The organism is Streptomyces paradoxus (assembly GCF_014202475.1).
Classification (GTDB): domain Bacteria; phylum Actinomycetota; class Actinomycetes; order Streptomycetales; family Streptomycetaceae; genus Streptomyces; species Streptomyces paradoxus.
Genome location: NZ_JACHGV010000005.1, coordinates 220774 through 238343 on the forward strand (window position 1 = coordinate 220774; position 17570 = coordinate 238343).

A 17570-nucleotide genomic window follows, 5' to 3' on the forward strand; every position below is an offset into this window, starting at 1 on the left:
CCGGCATGCCAAGACTGGACTGGTGCGGGCTCGCCGCTCTGCGGGCAGTGGTGCCAATCGCCACAGTGAGCGGCACAACGGTCCGCTCCACGGAGAGACCGACTGCGGAGCCGCTGCCAGCATGCGGGATTCGAGTTCGGCTGGTTGAAGCGACGCCCGCTTGTATCGCTGCATGAAGGCATGAACGGCGGCTACCAAAACGAAGCAGCACTGATCCAATCCATTACAGTTTTCTTCGGAAAAGGCCCGCTTTCGAACCTTTTGGATATTATCGGCCGAATTCGGCGGCTCCTCTGGAGGTCCTTTATGAGTAATGAAGTGCCAAGTCGGCTGCCACTTCGTGTGCTGCATGTCCTCAACGAACTTCGGGCGTCGGGTGCCGAAGTCATGTTGCGCAGTGCAGCCGACCAGTGGAGGGAACACGGTGTCGAATCCCATATTCTCGCTGTCGCACCGGCCGTCGGCCCTCTGGCACAGGACCTGCGCGCAGTCGGTTACCGTGTCGCCCGTCTTCCGGACAGCCCATTGCAGAGAGTTCCTTTCCGGCTCGGACGACATGTCAGGGCAGGGGGATACGACGTGGTCCATCTCCACGCCGAACGCGGAAACTTCTGGTTCGCGCTGGCTGCGCTCAGTGCGGGAGCCGCGGTGGTTCGCACCGTCCACAGCGTCTTCCAGTTCCACGGCCCGCTGCGCGCCGAGCGTTCGGTACAGCGCCGAATGCTCAGCGCACTGGGCACCGTACATGTCGCGGTCAGCGCGTCCGTCACGGAAAACGAGCTGAGGTATTTCGGCAACACTTCCCAGGTCGTCGAAAACTGGTACGACAGCGCATTCTCCCCCCCGAGTCCTCAGGAGAGGGCGAGGGCAAGGGCTGACCTAGGGCTTGATGAGCGCCACCTCGTAGCCGTCAGCGTGGGGAATTGTTCCTCCGTCAAACGCCACGGCATGGTCCTCGAGGCGATGGCGCATCCCATGAGCCCTGCGGACCTCATGTACCTCCATGTGGGCCAGGAAGACGAGGCGCACAGCGAGCGCTGCCTGGCTGACCAGCTGGGCGTGGTGAAGCGGACATGCTTCCTCGGCCTCGACCATCCTCTGAAGGCGCTCCACGCGGCCGACGTCTTCGTGATGCCGTCCTCCCATGAAGGCGTGGGAATCGCGGCAATTGAGGCTCTCGCCACGGGGCTTCCCGCCGTCCTCGCAGATGTTCCCGGCCTGCGAGATCTGGCGACGGCCGGCCCAGCCGTCATGCTGACGGAGGCCACACCTGAGGCTTTCGCCCGAGCGCTGGCCGTCGCCGGGCGGGACGAGCGCATTCGTGGCGCTCCACATGCGCTGCGTGATCGGTTCGGCATGGCGCGTGGCGTGGCGGCGTACGCCGCGATCTACCATGGACTACGGGATGGGCGAAGGCGGTGATATCCGTTCACTCCGCTTCGGCACGGGTGTGGATTCGATCCGTCAGAACATTCAAACCATAAGGACAACATGCGAGTAACGATCGCTGCCCCCGTGGACCTGCTGTACTTGTCCCGGATGCTCGACCCAAGCCTCGAGCCCACCGTTCCCAAAGGCTTGGGGGGGTCCGTATCCACCTCACTGGCCGTGGAACTGTCCCGCAATGGCCACGAGGTGACACTGGTGACCTTGAGTCCCGATGTCACGGCCCCGGTGGAGTGGCGTATCGGGGCGGTGAACGTGCTGGTCGGTTCCTATCGCGAGCAGCACCGTGCCCGGGACGCATTCCGACATGAGCGCAACGCAGTGCGTGATCTGCTCGATTCCGTGGACACGGATGTGGTCCACGCCCACTGGACGTACGAGTTCGGTCTAGGTGCACTTGCCAGCAGACACCCGTGCCTCATCAGCGTGCATGACTGGGCTCCCGTAATTCTGCGCCGTCTGCCTGATCCGTACCGGCTGGTCAGACTGCTGATGCAAGCTCACTGCCTGATGAAGGCAAGGGATCTCGCCGTGGTCTCGCCCTATATTGGTGAGCGGCTCGGCCGTATCGGTCGGAATTCTGCGCATCTCTTGCCGAACGGTCTGCCCTCCGGCTTCTTCGCGAAGGGGAATCCGCTCCGCGAGTCGCCCGTGCGGCGCATCCTTTCGGTGAATTCAGATTTCTCTCCACTGAAAAATGTGGGTACCCTGCTCCGGGCTTTTCGAGCAGTTCGCAGACAACTCGGAGATGCGGAACTCGTTCTGGTAGGGAATGACTTCCAAGAGGGCGGTCCAGCGGAGTCCTGGGCGCATGCGCGCGGCCTCGCCTCCGGAACTGTATTCGCCGGTCCGCTGCCTATCGAGGACGTCCTCACAGCCATGGACCGCGCTGACATCTTCGTGGCTCCGACACTGGAGGAGTCGTTCGGTATGACCGTGCTCGAATCCATGGCCCGGGGCCTGCCGATCGTGGCGGGTCGTTCCTCAGGCGCGGTGCCATGGCTGCTCGACTTCGGCACCGCGGGCGAACTGGTGGACGTCCGGCGGTCTGATGAGATCGCTTCAGCAATCGTGCGCATGGCGCGCGAGCCCGAGCGCCGACTGCTGCTGGGTGGCGAAGCTCTGCGTCGCGCCCGACGCTTCGCCTGGCCTGGCTTGACGCACTGTTATGAAGCCCAGTACCGCCGTATCGCCTCGGCACACGGTGGGCGGCGTCTTTGAGGCGAGGACCGACCCTGTTGCCCATTCGGCTACGCGGCGAGGCTGAGTTCGAGTCGGGCGAGGTGGCTGGTGTGGCGGCGGTCGAGTGGTTTGCCGTTCCACCAGGCGTTGAGACGGATGAGGTTGAGGGCGACGGCGCTGTGGACGTGTTCGAGGTGGGTCTTGGCCAGGCCGCGGTAGCGGGCCCGGCGGCTGTCGGTGACGGCGAGGGCCTGGCGGATGGTGCCCTCGACGCCGGAGCGTAGGGCGTATGCGTCCTGCCAGTGCCGGTCGGCCTGCTCGGCGCGGGCGGTGCGCAGGGCTTCGGTCAGCGGGCACGGGTTCAAGGTGGTGAGCTGGCGGAAGCCCCGGCGGCTGGTGGTGCGCAACTCGCGGACCGGGCAGGGGCCGCAGGCCGGCTTGGTGAAAGCGACCACGATCATCGGATAGCCGTGCTGGGTGCACGGGCTCCAGGAAGAGCTGGTCTGCCCCTGGGGGCAGGTGACCTGCTGGTACTTCCAGTCGATGGTGAACGCGTCGGCCTGGAAGCCCGCGTTGGCGCGGGCCTGGCGGGACTGGTCGAGCAGGACCGGGGTGATCAGTGCGATGCCGTAGCTCTGGCGGGACTTCACGATCAGGTCGGCGCTGGGGTAGCCGGAGTCGAGGTAGTGCTCGCCCGGGAGCAGGCCACGGCGCTGCATCTGCTGGTGGATGCCGTCCAGGGCCTTGGTGTCGGGGACGGTGGAGGCGGTGGTGGCCACGTTCGTGATCAGGTTCGGGGCGGTGCGCTCCTTTTCGGGCGCGTCCGTGCAGCTCTCGCTCACGTGCAGCTTGAACCCGTTCCAGAAGGTGTCGCGCTTGGCGGACCAGCGGGTGTCGAGGTCGTAGGGGGAAGCGATGCGCAGATGGCCGGGCGGCAGCCCGTCACCCCCCCTCCTCGGTCCTGGTGCGCCGGGCCACGACCTCGCGCCCGCCCCGCGCGGTGGTGCGGGTGTAGTTCTGCAGCAGCACGGTGCGCAGGGTCTGCACCGCGGGCAGCTCTCGCAGCCAGGGTTCGGAGCGTGGATCGTGGACGGCGCTCAGCAGGGCAAGCCGTCGCGGGCGTAGGTCAGCGCGAGCTGGTCGCGCTTGGTGGCGGAGGAGGGCATGCCCCAGGTGTCGATCCGGGTGTCGTAGCGGCGCGACCAGCCGGGCACGTCCAGCACGCCGGCGACCCAGTGCGGCGCGGCCACCGTCAACGCCTCCACCGCCGCCCGCACGCTCTCCCCGGCCAGCTCCAGGCGGTTCAGGTCCCGCACCGCGGAGACGATATGGGCGGAGTCGGTGCGCTGCTTGCCCCCGGCACCGACCAGCCCCTGCTCCGTCAGCCTTTCCAGCAGCAGGTCAGGACCTTCTCCTTCCAGATGGTGCTCGACCACCCGGGTACGGAACTGGGACAGCACGGTGAAGTCGAAGCCGGTGTCGGTCAGCTCCAACCCGAGCGCGTAGGCCCACGAGAGCTGGTCACGCACCGCCTCAGCGGCTTGACGGTACGTCAGCTTCTCCGCCATCTGGAACACCGTCACCAACGCGAGCCGCCCCGGAGACCAGCCCGCCGGCCCTGTCGCGCCGAAAGCCTCCGCGAACTCCTCGTCCGGGAACAGTTCCCCCAGCCGGTCGCGCACCGCCACCGGCAACAGCACCTGCCGCCCGTAGTTCTTCGCACGCACCGCCCGCGCCACCACGGGATCCGGCTCCGGCCACGACCGCGGCTCCATCGACACGCCCATCCCACCCCACGATCGGGGATCAGGAAAGAACCGACCGCACCACCAACCCTGCCAGCACCACCAAGCCGTTGTCAGCCTTCAACTGCCAATAGGCAACAGGGTCCACGCGGACCTCAAAGCCCTCGGAGTGACCAACATCGCGAAGACCACCCGCGCCATCCGCGACCAACCCGAACGAGCCCTCCCCATCCTGGGCATCACCCACAAGCCCGACCTCAACGGAACTTGATCAAGCCCTGATCCACACCTGCGCCTCTCAACACCTCACCCATACGCGGGAAATGCCCTGATCGCGCCTACTGCAACACGCTTCAGCGCCGTAGCAAGGCGCAGAAGTGGCCAGCGCTTCTTGGGCCGACAACGAGATCGAAGCGGTCGTCCTCGGCAAGGAAGTCCCGGACAGCCTGCTCTGGGCCGGAGGAGAAGTACCCATAGTCGTCGACCATCAGGACAGAACCGGGCCGCGTCCTGGGCCCAAGCAGCCGCAGGCCCGTCAGGATGGGCTTGTACAGGTCGAAGTCGAGATAACCGAAGGCTACGAGATCCGGCAGGTCTCGGACGTCAGGGGTGATGAAACCCGCGACAATGTGCGTCCGTCCGGGCGGGAACCCCAATGAGGCAAGCCGCTGCTTCACAGGCTGCTGCGGAAACGCCATCGTCGACTCGTAGCCGTCCATCGATCCCCGGTTTTCGATGTCGTCGATGAGTCTGTCCTCGGTAGTCGGGCGCGACAATCCTCGAAACGAGTCATACAGCCACAGGTGCCGTCGGGTATTCAAGATCTCATTCGCCAACAATGCCGACGTGGCGCCTTGAGCGACACCCATCTCGACGATGTCACCTTCTCCACTGTCCTGGGCATTCTGCAGCCAGTGGAGAAGGAACATTGCCTCACCGGTCTCTGTCCCGATGAGGTTTGCGATCAGTGAAACCCGGCCATCCCGTTCCCTCAGGTCGGGGAGAACATGTTCGACATAAACGTCGTACAAGCCCTGTACTGCGCGGGCGTACCGTCCTCGGCCGGCGTCTTCCTCCTCCATCGTGATCACGCGCGCATCAGCAATTCGGAGCAATCGGTCGAGGGTGTGCCTGACCGCTGTCTTTGCTTTGGGCATGCAACGACCCTAGCCGTCAATTGGCGTCCAACCCAGTGTCCTGGCCGTGAGGTGAGTGGACATCTGTGCCTGTGAAAGTGGAAGGCGAAAGTTAAGCTTTCGCCTGGTTTCCGGCATCACGTAAGAATGGTGCCGCTGACCTCGGTCGGCGCGAAGCGTCAAGGCCTCGCCAACTCCAATGCGGAGACGGTCGCAGGCGTTTTGATCCAAGTAGCAGGTGCAGGGGAGATCCGCGTAACTTCGGCATCGACCATGAGGCGGGCGAGTTCCGGAGCGCGCACGACGGGCTTCCACCCGAGGACCCGCTCGGCCTTGGAGGCGTCTCCGACGAGGTCGTCCACCTCGGTCGGTCTCAGGTATCGCTCGTCGAACCGCACATGGTCGCGCCAGTCGAGGCCGACGTGGGCGAAGCACTGCTCGACGAAGTCGCGCACGCTGTAGCTGACGCCGGTGGCGACCACGTAGTCGTCCGGTTCGTCCTGTTGCAGCATCCGCCACATCGCCTCGACGTATTCCGCCGCGTATCCCCAGTCCCGTCGGGCGTCGAGGTTGCCCAGGTAGACGACGTCCTCCAGGCCGGCCTTGATGCGTGCGGCGGCCGTGGCCACCTTGCGGGTGACGAAGGTCGGGCCGCGGCGAGGGGACTCGTGGTTGAACAGGATGCCGTTGACGGCGTACATCCCGTACGCCTCCCGGTAGTTGCGCGTCGCCCAGTACGCGTACACCTTGGCGACCCCGTACGGGGAGCGGGGGTGGAAGGCGGTGCCCTCGTGTTGAGGCGGCGGGGAGGCACCGAACATCTCGGAGCTGGATGCCTGGTAGAACCGGCAGGGCAGGCCTGTCGTCCTGACGGCCTCGAGCAACCGCGTGGTGCCCAGCCCGGTGGAGTCCCCGGTGAACTCCGGCTCGTCGAAGGACACCCGTACGTGGGACTGGGCAGCCAGATGGTAGACCTCGTCGGGTCGCAGGCGCTCCAGCAGCCCCGCGATCCGGGTTCCGTCGGTCAGGTCGCCGTAGTGCAGGAAGAGGCGCGCCTCGGGGTCGTGCGGATCCCGGTAGAGGTGCTCGATGCGCTGCGTGTTGAAGGTCGAGGCGCGGCGGACGATACCGTGCACCACGTATCCCTTCTCCAGCAGCAGCTCTGCCAGGTAGGAGCCGTCCTGACCGGTGATGCCGGTGATGAGCGCGGTCTTGTCCGTCACGCGGATTCCTTTACTGGGCTGTTGAGGGCTGGGACATGCACCTGGGCGGGGCGGACGGCGGGTAGGGCTCACCTCCTGGCGACCAGTGACTTGGGGAGCCCCGCGAAGCGTTCGAACCAGATGGTGGAAGCGGGGAAGTAGGACCGCATCTCGGCCGCGGACAGCAGCTCGACCTCCTGGACGTCCCGGGTGGCCTGCGCACGCCCCGCGCGTGGGACGTGTCCGTGCCCCCAGTGCCGGGAGACGGCGACGCGGGCCGGGAACGGGAGCCATTGCAGCCCTGGGAACAGCCAGTGGGGTTCTACGGGGAAGTAGCGGTAGGGGGTCTGCACCCAATGGTGTTCGGCGTGGCTGTGCACCGTGTCGGCGAACTGCCGCCGCCGGTAGTGCCCTCCCACGTGTTCCAGGACGGAGTTCGAGTACACGAGGTCGAATCGCCGGGTGACCATGTGCGTCGGCAGCGAGAGGCCGCACGCGTCCCCGACGACCGGCGTGATTCCGGACTCGGTGTGCAGGGCCGTACGCGGGTCGAGATTGACGGTCACCACGTGGGCCGGCCGAACGGGTGCGACACGCCAGGCGGTCGGGGTGCCGCCGAGGTCGAGAACGTGCATCTCGGCCAGGTCGGGAAAGCATCGCAGCAGTTCGTCCCAGCGCTTGGCACGAGCCGCGTGGGCAAAGGATCCGGGCCTCGTGGGATCGGCGATCTTCGTCTTCAGCATGCTGCTTCCTCCGGGCCACGTGGCGTGCGGCGCCGTCCGTCACGACGGTCACGCGCCTTCTTCTCGGGCAGGGCCGTAAGGACGGACAGGATGCGGCCCGAACTCCGGCACCTCCGGCACCCCGGCAAGAATACGGAAATCGGCGCTATCATCCGCCTCATGCCGTTGTGTCGCGTTTTCGAGCGTTGTGTACTGGCTCCGCTCGGTTCATGAGTGGTCCGTTTGCCGGAGTCGCGAGAGACGGCGCCTCTTGACGGACCGTCCGAAGGAGGGCATCGAGCCCATGAGCGCCTGTACTGACACCGGTGCCGCAGTCCCGGCCGCCTCGGCGGTCCACGCACCTGCCCCGGTGCCGGAGGGCAGGGTGCACCGCCCCCTCGACCGCTCGGCGCGTGTGTTCGTGGCCGGAGGCTCCGGGCTGGCCGGTTCGGCGGTGCGCAGGGAACTCCGCCGTGAGGGGTTCACCGACGTGGTCGCGCCCGGCTCGGCGGAGCTGGACCTGAGGGAGCGGCGGGCGGTGTCCGGCTGGTTCGCGGCCAGGCGCCCGGACGTGGTGGTACTGGCCGCGGCGCGGGTGGGCGGGATCAGGGCGAACGCCACCCGGCCCGCCGAGTTCCTCTCCGACAACCTGCGCATCCAGGTGAACGTGCTGGACGCGGCCCTGGAGCACGGGGTGGAGCGGCTGCTGTTCCTGGGGTCCAGTTGCATCTACCCGAAGTTCGCCGAGCAGCCTATCCGTGAGGAGGCGCTGCTGACGGGGCCGTTGGAGCCGACCAACGACGCCTACGCCATCGCCAAGATCGCCGGCATTCTGCACGTGCAGGCGGTACGACGCCAGTACGGACTGCCCTGGATCTCCGCCATGCCGACCAACCTGTACGGGCCGGGCGACAACTTCCACCCCGAGCGCTCTCATGTGCTGCCGTCCCTGATCCGGCGCTTCCACGAGGCGAGGAAGTCGGGTGCGCGACGGGTGGTGAACTGGGGCAGCGGCACACCCCGTCGGGAGTTCCTCCACGCGGACGATCTGGCACGGGCGTGTCTGCACCTGATCGAGCACTACGACGCTGACGGCCCGGTCAACGTCGGCACCGGCACGGACCTGACCATCCGGGAGCTGGCGGAGCTCGTCGCGGACGTCGCAGGATACCGGGGGAGCGTCGAGTGGGACACGAAGCAGCCGGACGGTACTCCGCGCAAGCTCCTTGACGTATCCCGGCTCACGACGCTCGGCTGGGCTCCTCGTGTCGGCCTGCGGGAAGGGATCGCCCGGACGTACGCCTGGTACGTGGAGAACCTCGAGTCCGGCACGCTGCGGCACTGACGGTCTCCGCGACGGCGCACGGGTCGTCCTGGTGGGCGCGGCACGTGGGCCGGCTCAGCCCACCGGGCTTCCCGTTCGACCGCGTGAGGGACAGCGGCAGACCGGCGGGCGCCTTCCCCGGGGAGTCCGCTTCAGGCGGCCCGGGCCGCGAACGGCCGACAGCGGGTACTCCGACGGCAAGGTGAGGGGATGCGTCGGGGGATCCGCTGTCGGCCGCCGGTACTGCACAGGCTTCGCGACTGTCCGGTAGGTGGGTGGTCAGTTGTGCTTCCGCCGCCGGACGGCCATCACCGCACCGGCCCCGAGCGCCAGCAGCGCTGCGCTTCCGCCCACCATGACGAGCGAGCGGTCGTCACCGGTGTCGGCGAGGTGAGGCTTGTGCGGGCGCACGATGATCTTGGCCCCCAAGGACCGGTTCGATTCCACTCCCTTGAGGCGGAAGTAGTGCTTGCCCGGATCCGTCCACTTGGGGATGGTGACGGTGCCCTTCACCGTGCCGTTCGAGTCGGCGGTGAAGCGGCCCAGCTTGACCGGCTTCGAGAACAGGAATGCGCTCACCCCCTCGGTCGGAAGGAACCCGGTCCCTGTGAAGCCGAGGTCGTCTCCTGCGACGACGGTGGTGGCGGTGAGCGTCAGGGTGGGAGGATCGGGCGGATACGGCTGGGAGTGGGCAGGTTGGGCCCCGATGACGGGGACTGCGGCCAGGACAGCAGAGGCTGCCGCGGTCGCCAAGGCGGCACGACACTTCGATGACGCCGTCATCGCTTTCACGCTCCTCAAGTGGAATCAGGCGACGGCATGGTCCGACCCCGAGTACGGTATGTGCATAGATAGCGCTGAATGGGGTTCGTTAGACATCTTTGGGAGATATGGCGCCCTATGGCGTATACAGATCACCGGACTGGCCGCCGTTGCCCCCGGTTCGAGGACCGAAGTCGCCCGGTATGCGCTAAGTAGGGAGGTCGGCCTGCGGCGACCACCCCGATCCCGTCCGGCATGAACGGCGGCGACACCCGCCCGCGCCGCCCGTCCTGATCTTCACTTCTTCCCCTTCTGGAGGGTGCGTGCCCCCGTTCCGCGTACTCGTGGTCTGCACCGGCAACCTCTATCGCTCTCCGCTTGCCGAGTGCCTGCTCAGGCACCAGCTGCTCGAACATCGGCACGTGATCGACGTGAGCAGTGCCGGCACCCGGGCCGTCGCGGGTGTGCCCGCGGCGGCCGCTGTCACCTCCTTCCTCGCCGGACGCGGCCTGCGGCCCTGCGGGGTGGGCTCCCGCCGGCTGACCGAGGACATGGTCGAGAACGCGGACCTGGTGCTGGGCGCCGCGCGGGAGCATCGTGAGGCCGCCGTGCGACTCTCCCCCGTGCGTGCGTTGTCCCGTGCGTTCACCTTCCGTGAGTTCGCCCGGCTGGTGCGGTCCGAGGACGCCGCGGGCATGCTGGATCCGGCCGCACGGTTCGCTGCTCTCGTACAGGGCGCGGCCGCTCGCCGTGGCGCCGTGTCGACCCGTATGGGTGATGTGGACGTGCAAGACCCTCTCGGCGCGCCCCCGCCCCAAGTGCAGCAGTGCCTATCTCAGATCGAGGAGGCCGTGGAGCGGATCACCGCACTCGTGCGGACCGGACGGCATGCGTCGTCGCCGACCGCGAGCCGGGCCGAGTCCGGGACGTGGCCGTAGCGGACCGTGGGCTTCGTCGTACGGAGCGGCCGCACCCTGCGGAGGGCCGAGCGGCGGGACGACTGAACGCAAGCTCCTTGACGTGCTCATGGTGTGTCAGTTTCCTGGAAGGTGCGCGGCATGGATGGGAGCGCTCCCAACTGTTCCGGGGCCGCGCCTCCCCGAGAGGAAGCAGCCATGTTCCGCACTCTGCGAAGAGCGCTGTGCGTCGCCGCGGCGCTCCTGTTACCCCTGGCCGGTACGCAGTCGTCGGCACTCGCCGACATCGACGCGCAGGCAGGCGCCGGCTACTGGCACACCAGCGGCCGGCAGATCCTGGACGCGGCCGGCCAGCCCGTGCGTATCGCCGGCGTCAACTGGTTCGGCTTCGAGACCGCCAATCACGTCGTCCACGGCCTGTGGGCCCGCGACTACAAGAGCATGATCGACCAGATGAAGTCGCTGGGCTACAACACCATCCGCATGCCGTACAGCGACGACATCCTCAAGCCCGGCACCATGCCGGACAGCATCAACCACGACGGCAGGAACACGGACCTGCGCGGGCTGACGTCCCTCCAGGTCCTGGACAGGATCGTCGCCTACGCGGGCCAGTCCGGCCTGAAGATCGTCCTGGACCGCCACCGCCCGGACGCGGCGGGCCAGTCGGCGCTCTGGTACACGGCGTCGGTCCCCGAGTCGACGTGGATCACCAACCTCAAGGCCCTGGCGACGCGCTACAAGGGCAACTCCACCGTGGTCGGCATCGACCTGCACAACGAGCCCCACGATCCGGCCTGCTGGGGCTGCGGCGACACCTCCCGCGACTGGCGCCTGGCCGCCCAGCGCGCGGGCAACGCGGTGCTGTCGGTCAACCCCGAGCTGCTGATCATGGTCGAGGGCGTGCAGTCGTACGACGGCACGAACGGCTGGTGGGGCGGGAACCTGATGGGCGTCGCCCGGCACCCGGTCCAGCTGGACGTCCCGAACCGGCTGGTGTACTCGGCGCACGACTACGCGACGTCGGTGGCGCAGCAGTCCTGGTTCTCCGACCCGTCCTTCCCCGCCAACATGCCGGGGATCTGGGACAAGTACTGGGGCTATATCTTCAAGCAGAACATCGCCCCGGTGTGGCTCGGCGAGTTCGGTACGACGCTCCAGCCCTCGGTGGACCAGAAGTGGCTGGCCGAGCTGGTGAAGTACCTGCGCTCGACGTCCGCGCACGGTGCCGACAGCTTCCACTGGACGTTCTGGTCCTGGAACCCCAACTCCGGTGACACGGGCGGCATCCTCAAGGACGACTGGCAGACGGTCGACACGGCGAAGGACGCGTACCTGGCATCCGTCAAGGCCCCGGGCTTCGGCCCCGGCGGCCCCGGACCCGGCCCGGGCGGGCCGGGCGGCACCACGCCCACCTGCGCCGCCGCCTACACCGTCGGCAGCGACTGGGGCGGCGGCTTCAACGCCGAGGTGAAGGTGACCAATACGGGCACGCTGCCGCTGAAGTCCTGGAAGGTGACGTGGACATGGAGCGGCTCGCAGAAGGTCACGAGCATGTGGAACGCGACCCACACCCAGACCGGCGCGACCGTCACGGCGGTGAACGCCGCGCACAACGGCAGCCTGTCCGCGGGGAGTTCGGCGAGCTTCGGGTTCGGGGGCGCGCCCGGGGGCGGGGGTGTGCCGGCCGTGACGTGCACGGCGACGTGAGCACGGGGTGAGGCGGGGCGCCCCGTGCTCCTCGGGCGCCCCGTGCCCTGCCTGACTGCTGGTCCGCCCCTCGGCCGGCCCACTCGGCCTGCCCCTCCGGCCTGCCGGCCTGTCCGAATCGTCAGAACACTTCACTTGTGAGGGGTTTCTGAGAGCGGACTGTGACTCGATTTGGTCAAGTCTCGGTCGAATCCGTACATGCGCGGTGCGCTCTTCCGAAACGATGCGGCACGGCCCGTGTCATTCACGGGCCCGACCCCCCTCACCGTTGCGAGAGAACTCCATGAGAAGAAGCGCAGCCGTACTGTGCGGCGTCACGGTCGTCCTGACCGGGACACTCACCGCCGCACCCGCCAACGCGAGCGCGTCGCAGTCCGCCGACACCGCCCGGACCGCCGCCGCGAAGATCACCTGGAAGAAGTGCGGGACGGACGACGCCCCGACGCTCCAGTGCGCGTCCGTGAAGGTGCCGCTCGACTACGCGAAGCCGCGGGGCAAGCAGATCACGCTGGCCCTGTCCCGCGTGCCGCACACCGCGCCGAAGTCCCAGGGCCCGCTGCTCGTCAACCCCGGCGGCCCCGGTGGCAGCGGCCTGTCGCTGGCCCCGTTCGTCGCGTCGTCCCTGCCCAAGGAGGTCGCCGCCCAGTACGACGTGATCGGCTTCGACCCGCGCGGAGTGGGCAAGAGCCAGCCCGCCCTGGACTGCAAGCCGGGTTACTTCGACCCGGTGCGCCCCGACTCCGTGCCCAGCACCCCGGCGCTCGAGAAGGCCAACCTCGCGCGCGCCAAGTCCTTCGCCCAGGCCTGCGGCACGAAGTACAAGGACGTGCTGCCGTACATCGACACGGTCAGCGCCGTGAAGGACATGGACTCGATCCGCAAGGCCCTCGGCGCATCGAAGATCAACTACTTCGGCTACTCGTACGGCACCTACCTGGGCGCGGTCTACGCCAAGTTGTTCCCCGAGCGGGTGCGGCGCCTGGTGCTGGACTCGATCGTCGACCCGACCGGCGTCTGGTACGACGACAACATCCAGCAGGACTACGCCTTCGACAAGCGTCACAAGGCGCTCATGGCGTGGATAGCCAAGTACGACTCCACCTACAAGCTCGGCACCGACCCGAAGAAGATCGAGGCCAAGTGGTACGCCATGCGGGCGGCCCTGGCCAAGAAGCCCGCGGGCGGCAAGGTGGGCGCCTCCGAGCTGGAGGACATCTTCATACCCGGCGGCTACAACAACGGCTACTGGCCCACGCTCGCCCAGACGTTCGCGGCCTACGTCAACAAGCACGACACCGCCGCGCTGGTCAAGGCGTACGACAGCATCGCGGCGATCGACGCCTCCGGCGACAACGGCTACAGCGTCTACACGTCGGTGCAGTGCCGTGACGCGTCCTGGCCGCGCGACTGGAAGCAGTGGCGCAAGGACAACTGGGCGGTGTACGAGAAGGCTCCGTTCATGGCCTGGAACAACGCCTGGTACAACGCACCGTGCGCGTTCTGGCCGACAAAGACGCTGAAGCCGGTGAACGTCGCCAACAGCAAGCTCCCGCCGGTGCTGCTGTTCCAGGCGACGGACGACGCGGCCACCCCCTACCAGGGCGGCGTCACGATGCACCGGCTGCTGAAGGGCTCCAGCCTGGTGGTGGAGCAGGGCGGAGGCAACCACGGCATCACGCTGAGCGGCAACGCCTGCCTCGACAAGTACCTCGCCGCGTACCTCACCAACGGCAAGGTCCCGCACGGCAACGGTGTGGCGGACGCGGTGTGCAAGAAGACCGCCGACCCCAAGCCGCAGCCGGCGGCGCAGAAGGCGGCGGGCGCGACGCAGCCGGCCGTCGCGGCGGTCGGCGAGAGCCTGCGCGGGATCCTGGGGTTCGGACGCTGAGCGTCTCGGTGACCCAGGCCTGACGGGACGACAGGGGGCGTCCGGTGATATTCGCCGGGCGCCCCTAGGCTGTCCGGTCATGGGGGAGCGCATGAACAACGACATGGTGGATGTCCCGGCGGGGTCCGTCACGCTGTCCGACCGCCGGACCGAGCGCAGTTGGGTGGTCGAGGTCGCGTCGTTTTGGATGTCGGCCGTGCCGGTCACCCAGGCCCGGTACGCGGAGGTCACCGGCGAGCGCCCGAGCACGGCCCGGGGTGACCGGCTGCCCGTCGAGGGCGTGTCCTGGTGGGACGCGGTGCGGTTCTGCAACGTCCTGTCCGTGCGCGAGGGCCTGACCCCCGCGTACGAGGTGCGGCCCGGGGGCGAAACCGCCGGCTGGAACACCGCCGCCGACGGCTACCGGCTGCCCACCGAGGCCGAGTGGGAGCACGCCTGCCGGGCCGGCGGCACCGGCCCGCGCTACGGTCCGCTCGACGACATCGCCTGGTACCGCGGCAACTCGGCCGACCGCGTCCGCCCCGTGGGCGGCAAACAGCCCAACGCCTGGGGCCTGTACGACATGCTGGGCAACGTCTGGGACTGGTGCTGGGACCTCTATGACGCCGAGGTCTACGGCACCTACCGGGTGCTGCGCGGCGGCGGCTGGTCCGACGAGCACTGGAGCTGCCGCGCCTCGGTACGCCGCCGGAGCCATCCGACGTTCCGGATCGACGATGTGGGGTTCCGGCTGGCGCGCTCGGTTCCGGGTGCGGAGTAGGGCTCAGCGCCGCCGGCCGGGTCCGTCACCGGTACGGCGCGAGCAGACATTCCGGCGGACGGCGGGGAGGAGGACAGCCTCACGCGGCTGTCTGAGCAGAGCGAGGGGCGCCCCAGCGTGCGGGGCGCCCCTCGGTCACGTACGGGAGAAGGTCAGAGCTTCTCGATCACGTAGTCGACGCACTTGGTGAGCGCCTCGATGTCCGCCGGGTCGATCGCCGGGAACATCGCGACGCGCAGCTGGTTGCGGCCGAGCTTGCGGTAGGGCTCGGTGTCGACGATGCCGTTGGCGCGCAGGACCTTGGCGACGGCGGCGGCGTCGACCTCGTCCGTGAAGTCGATCGTGCCGATGACCTGCGAGCGCTTGGCCGGGTCGGTGACGAAGGGGCTGGCGTACTTGATGTCCTCGGCCCAGCCGTAGAGCGTGCGGGCGGAGGTGGCGGTGCGCCGGACCGACCAGTCCAGGCCGCCCTGGCCGTTGATCCACTCCAGCTGCTGGTTCAGCAGGAAGAGGGTGGCCAGCGCCGGGGTGTTGTACGTCTGGTTCTTGCGGGAGTTGTCGATCGCCGTCGGCAGCGAGAAGAACTCCGGGACGTGGCGGCCGGACGCGTGGATCCGCTCGGCGCGCTCGATCGCGGCCGGGGAGAACACGCCGATCCACAGGCCGCCGTCGGAGGCGAAGGACTTCTGCGGGGCGAAGTAGTAGACGTCCGTCTCGGCGATGTCGACGGGGAGGCCGCCCGCGCCGGAGGTGGCGTCCACCAGGACCAGGGAGCCCTCGTCGGCGCCCGCCACGCGCTTGATCGGCATGGCGACACCGGTCGAGGTCTCGTTGTGGGTGAACGCGTAGACGTCCACGCCCGCCTCGGCGACCGCCTCCGGGTGCGTGCCCGGGTCGGCGGAGATGACGTCCGGCTCGGCCAGCCACGGCGCGAGCTTCGCGGCCTTGGCGAACTTGGAGGAGAACTCGCCGAAGCTGAGGTGCTGCGACTTGTTCTCGATCAGGCCGTGGGTCGCGACGTCCCAGAACGCGGTGGAGCCGCCGTTGCCGAGGATCACCTCGTAGCCCTCGGGGAGCTGGAACAACTCGCTGATGCCTTCGCGCACCTTGCCGACCAGGTTCTTGACGGGAGCCTGGCGGTGGGAGGTGCCGAGCAGGGACGTGCCGGTGGCGGCCAGGGCGTCCAGCGCCTCCACCCGCACCTTGGAGGGGCCCGCGCCGAATCGACCGTCGGCGGGCTTGATGTCAGCAGGAATCTGGATCTCAGCCACGCAGGGGAGCGTAGCCGTTTCCAGAAACCTGGGCGAAACGTCGTCCGTCGGGTGAGACGGGGTGTGGACAGGTCAGTGCGGCGGCGGGCCGGGCCAGACGGCCGAGGCGTCGTCGCGGTGCGGGTCCGGCAGCCGGAGGGGGCGGACGGCGACGGGGCGGACTCCGCCCTCGGTGGTGGCCGTCCAGGGGGCGGGGCGGCCGGAGTAGCACAGGGTGGTGAGGACGAAGACGCCGTCGGCGTAGACCTCGACGTACTCGCCGACGGTGAGGATGCGCAGCGAGGCGGCGGGCTCCGGCAGCGGCGTCTCGCCGAGCGGGGTGCCGTCGGGGCCGGTGACCCACAGGTTCTTGCCGTCGCAGCCGACCGTGAGGGCGGGCCGGTCCTGGTCGGAGACCTGCGTGCGCAGGGTGACCTCGGTGCGGCCGGAGAGGCCGACGTCGCCGACCGCGTGCAGGAGCGCCTCGTGCGTCTCCTCGCCGAGCCAGGGGTCCAGGCCCGGCCACCATTCCAGGCGGGGTGCCGAATCCGCCGGTACGGCGAGGGACTTGGGCTGGGCGAGCATGCCGCGGCAGCGCTCGCCGGTGTCGCTGAGGCCGACGCGGCGCGGGGTGGTGTGCAGCACGACGCGGGAGCCGTCGGGGGCGGCGACGACGCGCGGGGCGTAGGCGCCGGTCGGGCCGAGCGGGCCGCGGCGGGTCCACGGGCCGCGCAGACGCGGAGCGGTCCACGCCTCGAAGCCCCGGGTGGCGCCGATGGAGCCGAGCAGCAGCCAGCCGCCGTCGTCGAGGCGTTCGAGGACGGGGCACTCCAGTTCGTCGACGTCGCCGGGGGAGATGAGCGGCGGGTGGACGGTCCAGTGCTCCAGGTCGTCGGAGGTGACCCAGGCGACGCAGCCGCTGACTTCGACGGGCAGGGAGGCGTCGGCGGCGCAGACGACCATCACCCACCCGTCGGACTCGTCGTCGCGTACGACGAAGGGGTCGCGCCAGCCCATACGTTCGCCCGTGCGGTACCAGCGTCCGTCCGCCTCGACGACCGGCCCCGTGCCGTGGCGGCGCCAGCCGGTGCCGTCGGTGCGCCCGGAGCGGGCCAGGCCGATCGACTGCAGGGGCCAGCCGCCCGGGGTGAGTCCGGAGACGGCGGTGTAGAGCATCGCCATACCGGTGCCGTGCGGGAAGGCGTGCATGGTCCACACCGCCTGCTGGTCGAAGCGGCCCGGCAGGCCGTTGCCGAAGGCGGTGCCCTGCGGCTCCCAGTGGACCAGGTCGGCGGAGGTGGCCCGGCCGTACGAGGTCTCCATGCGCAGGTGGTCGAACTCGGCCGTCCACGGGCCCTGGAGGTGCAGCACGGTGTAGGTGCCGTCCGCCTGGCGCAGGACGTCGAAGTCGTTCACGCAGAGGCCGGGCGGCGCGTATCGCATGGACAGGTCCTGTCTGCCGACAGCGGCACTCAAACGCGTGCGCTGTGATCTTGCTGGGGGGAGTTCCTCTGGGAGTCAGCCGA

General features: G+C 68.6%; 15 protein-coding genes. 7 read left to right on the top strand and 8 right to left on the bottom strand.

The annotated features are described in order from the left end of the window. The first annotated feature begins 180 nt into the window (after positions 1 to 180). Both HNR57_RS18670 and HNR57_RS18675 read left to right on the top strand, forming a co-directional pair. Positions 181 to 1422: a glycosyltransferase gene (locus HNR57_RS18670; protein ID WP_184561137.1), complete on the top strand. Its 1242-nt coding sequence runs from the start codon at positions 181 to 183 to the stop codon at positions 1420 to 1422. Between the two features lie 93 nt (positions 1423 to 1515). Next, entirely contained in the window at positions 1516 to 2667 is a 1152-nt protein-coding gene (locus tag HNR57_RS18675; RefSeq protein ID WP_184561138.1) for a glycosyltransferase family 4 protein, read from the top strand. A 29-nt stretch (positions 2668 to 2696) separates the two neighbouring features. Here the strand turns inward: HNR57_RS18675 and HNR57_RS39595 are convergent, their stop codons facing one another. The 5 genes from HNR57_RS39595 to HNR57_RS18695 form a co-directional block, all read right to left on the bottom strand. Further along, a complete protein-coding gene (locus tag HNR57_RS39595) occupies positions 2697 to 3566 on the bottom strand; it encodes a transposase (RefSeq protein ID WP_313674177.1) in 870 nt (289 codons plus the stop codon). A 159-nt stretch (positions 3567 to 3725) separates the two neighbouring features. Continuing rightward, positions 3726 to 4403, bottom strand: a complete 678-nt coding sequence (locus HNR57_RS39600) for a transposase (RefSeq protein WP_246554771.1) — start codon at positions 4401 to 4403, stop codon at positions 3726 to 3728. 323 nt (positions 4404 to 4726) lie between these two features. Beyond that, on the bottom strand, positions 4727 to 5530 hold the full coding sequence (locus tag HNR57_RS18685) for a TylF/MycF/NovP-related O-methyltransferase (protein ID WP_184561139.1): 804 nt from the start codon (positions 5528 to 5530) through the stop codon (positions 4727 to 4729). 158 nt (positions 5531 to 5688) lie between these two features. Then, on the bottom strand, positions 5689 to 6732 hold the full coding sequence (gene gmd / locus HNR57_RS18690) for a GDP-mannose 4,6-dehydratase (protein WP_184561140.1): 1044 nt from the start codon (positions 6730 to 6732) through the stop codon (positions 5689 to 5691). A gap of 68 nt (positions 6733 to 6800) precedes the next feature. Then, on the bottom strand, positions 6801 to 7454 hold the full coding sequence (locus HNR57_RS18695) for a class I SAM-dependent methyltransferase (RefSeq protein ID WP_184561141.1): 654 nt from the start codon (positions 7452 to 7454) through the stop codon (positions 6801 to 6803). Positions 7455 to 7737: 283 nt separating this feature from the next. On the opposite strand from HNR57_RS18695, the gene HNR57_RS18700 reads away from it, so the two are divergent. Beyond that, positions 7738 to 8778: a GDP-L-fucose synthase family protein gene (locus tag HNR57_RS18700; protein ID WP_184561142.1), complete on the top strand. Its 1041-nt coding sequence runs from the start codon at positions 7738 to 7740 to the stop codon at positions 8776 to 8778. 258 nt (positions 8779 to 9036) lie between these two features. On the opposite strand, the gene HNR57_RS18705 is transcribed toward HNR57_RS18700, so the two are convergent. Beyond that, complete coding sequence (locus tag HNR57_RS18705) at positions 9037 to 9510, bottom strand: LPXTG cell wall anchor domain-containing protein (RefSeq protein ID WP_184561143.1); 474 nt, start codon at positions 9508 to 9510, stop codon at positions 9037 to 9039. Positions 9511 to 9842: 332 nt separating this feature from the next. On the opposite strand from HNR57_RS18705, the gene HNR57_RS18710 reads away from it, so the two are divergent. The 4 genes from HNR57_RS18710 to HNR57_RS18725 all read left to right on the top strand — a co-directional run bounded on the left by HNR57_RS18710 (position 9843) and on the right by HNR57_RS18725 (position 14794). Continuing rightward, positions 9843 to 10457, top strand: a complete 615-nt coding sequence (locus tag HNR57_RS18710; RefSeq protein ID WP_184561144.1) for an arsenate reductase/protein-tyrosine-phosphatase family protein — start codon at positions 9843 to 9845, stop codon at positions 10455 to 10457. A gap of 177 nt (positions 10458 to 10634) precedes the next feature. After that, complete coding sequence (locus HNR57_RS18715; RefSeq protein WP_184561145.1) at positions 10635 to 12146, top strand: cellulase family glycosylhydrolase; 1512 nt, start codon at positions 10635 to 10637, stop codon at positions 12144 to 12146. A gap of 283 nt (positions 12147 to 12429) precedes the next feature. Further along, a complete protein-coding gene (locus tag HNR57_RS18720) occupies positions 12430 to 14034 on the top strand; it encodes an alpha/beta hydrolase (RefSeq protein WP_184561146.1) in 1605 nt (534 codons plus the stop codon). A 79-nt stretch (positions 14035 to 14113) separates the two neighbouring features. Further along, positions 14114 to 14794: a formylglycine-generating enzyme family protein gene (locus HNR57_RS18725; RefSeq protein ID WP_246554736.1), complete on the top strand. Its 681-nt coding sequence runs from the start codon at positions 14114 to 14116 to the stop codon at positions 14792 to 14794. A 152-nt stretch (positions 14795 to 14946) separates the two neighbouring features. Here HNR57_RS18725 and serC read toward each other — a convergent pair whose 3' ends face one another. Together serC and HNR57_RS18735 are read right to left on the bottom strand one after the other, a co-directional pair. Beyond that, positions 14947 to 16065 (bottom strand): phosphoserine transaminase, encoded by a 1119-nt coding sequence (gene serC / locus HNR57_RS18730; protein ID WP_184561147.1) that lies wholly within the window; start codon positions 16063 to 16065, stop codon positions 14947 to 14949. Positions 16066 to 16137: 72 nt separating this feature from the next. Then, positions 16138 to 17487 carry a glycoside hydrolase family protein gene (locus HNR57_RS18735; RefSeq protein ID WP_184561148.1) on the bottom strand — a complete coding sequence of 450 codons (1350 nt, stop codon included), beginning with the start codon at positions 17485 to 17487 and terminating at the stop codon, positions 16138 to 16140. Between the last annotated feature and the right edge of the window lie 83 nt (positions 17488 to 17570).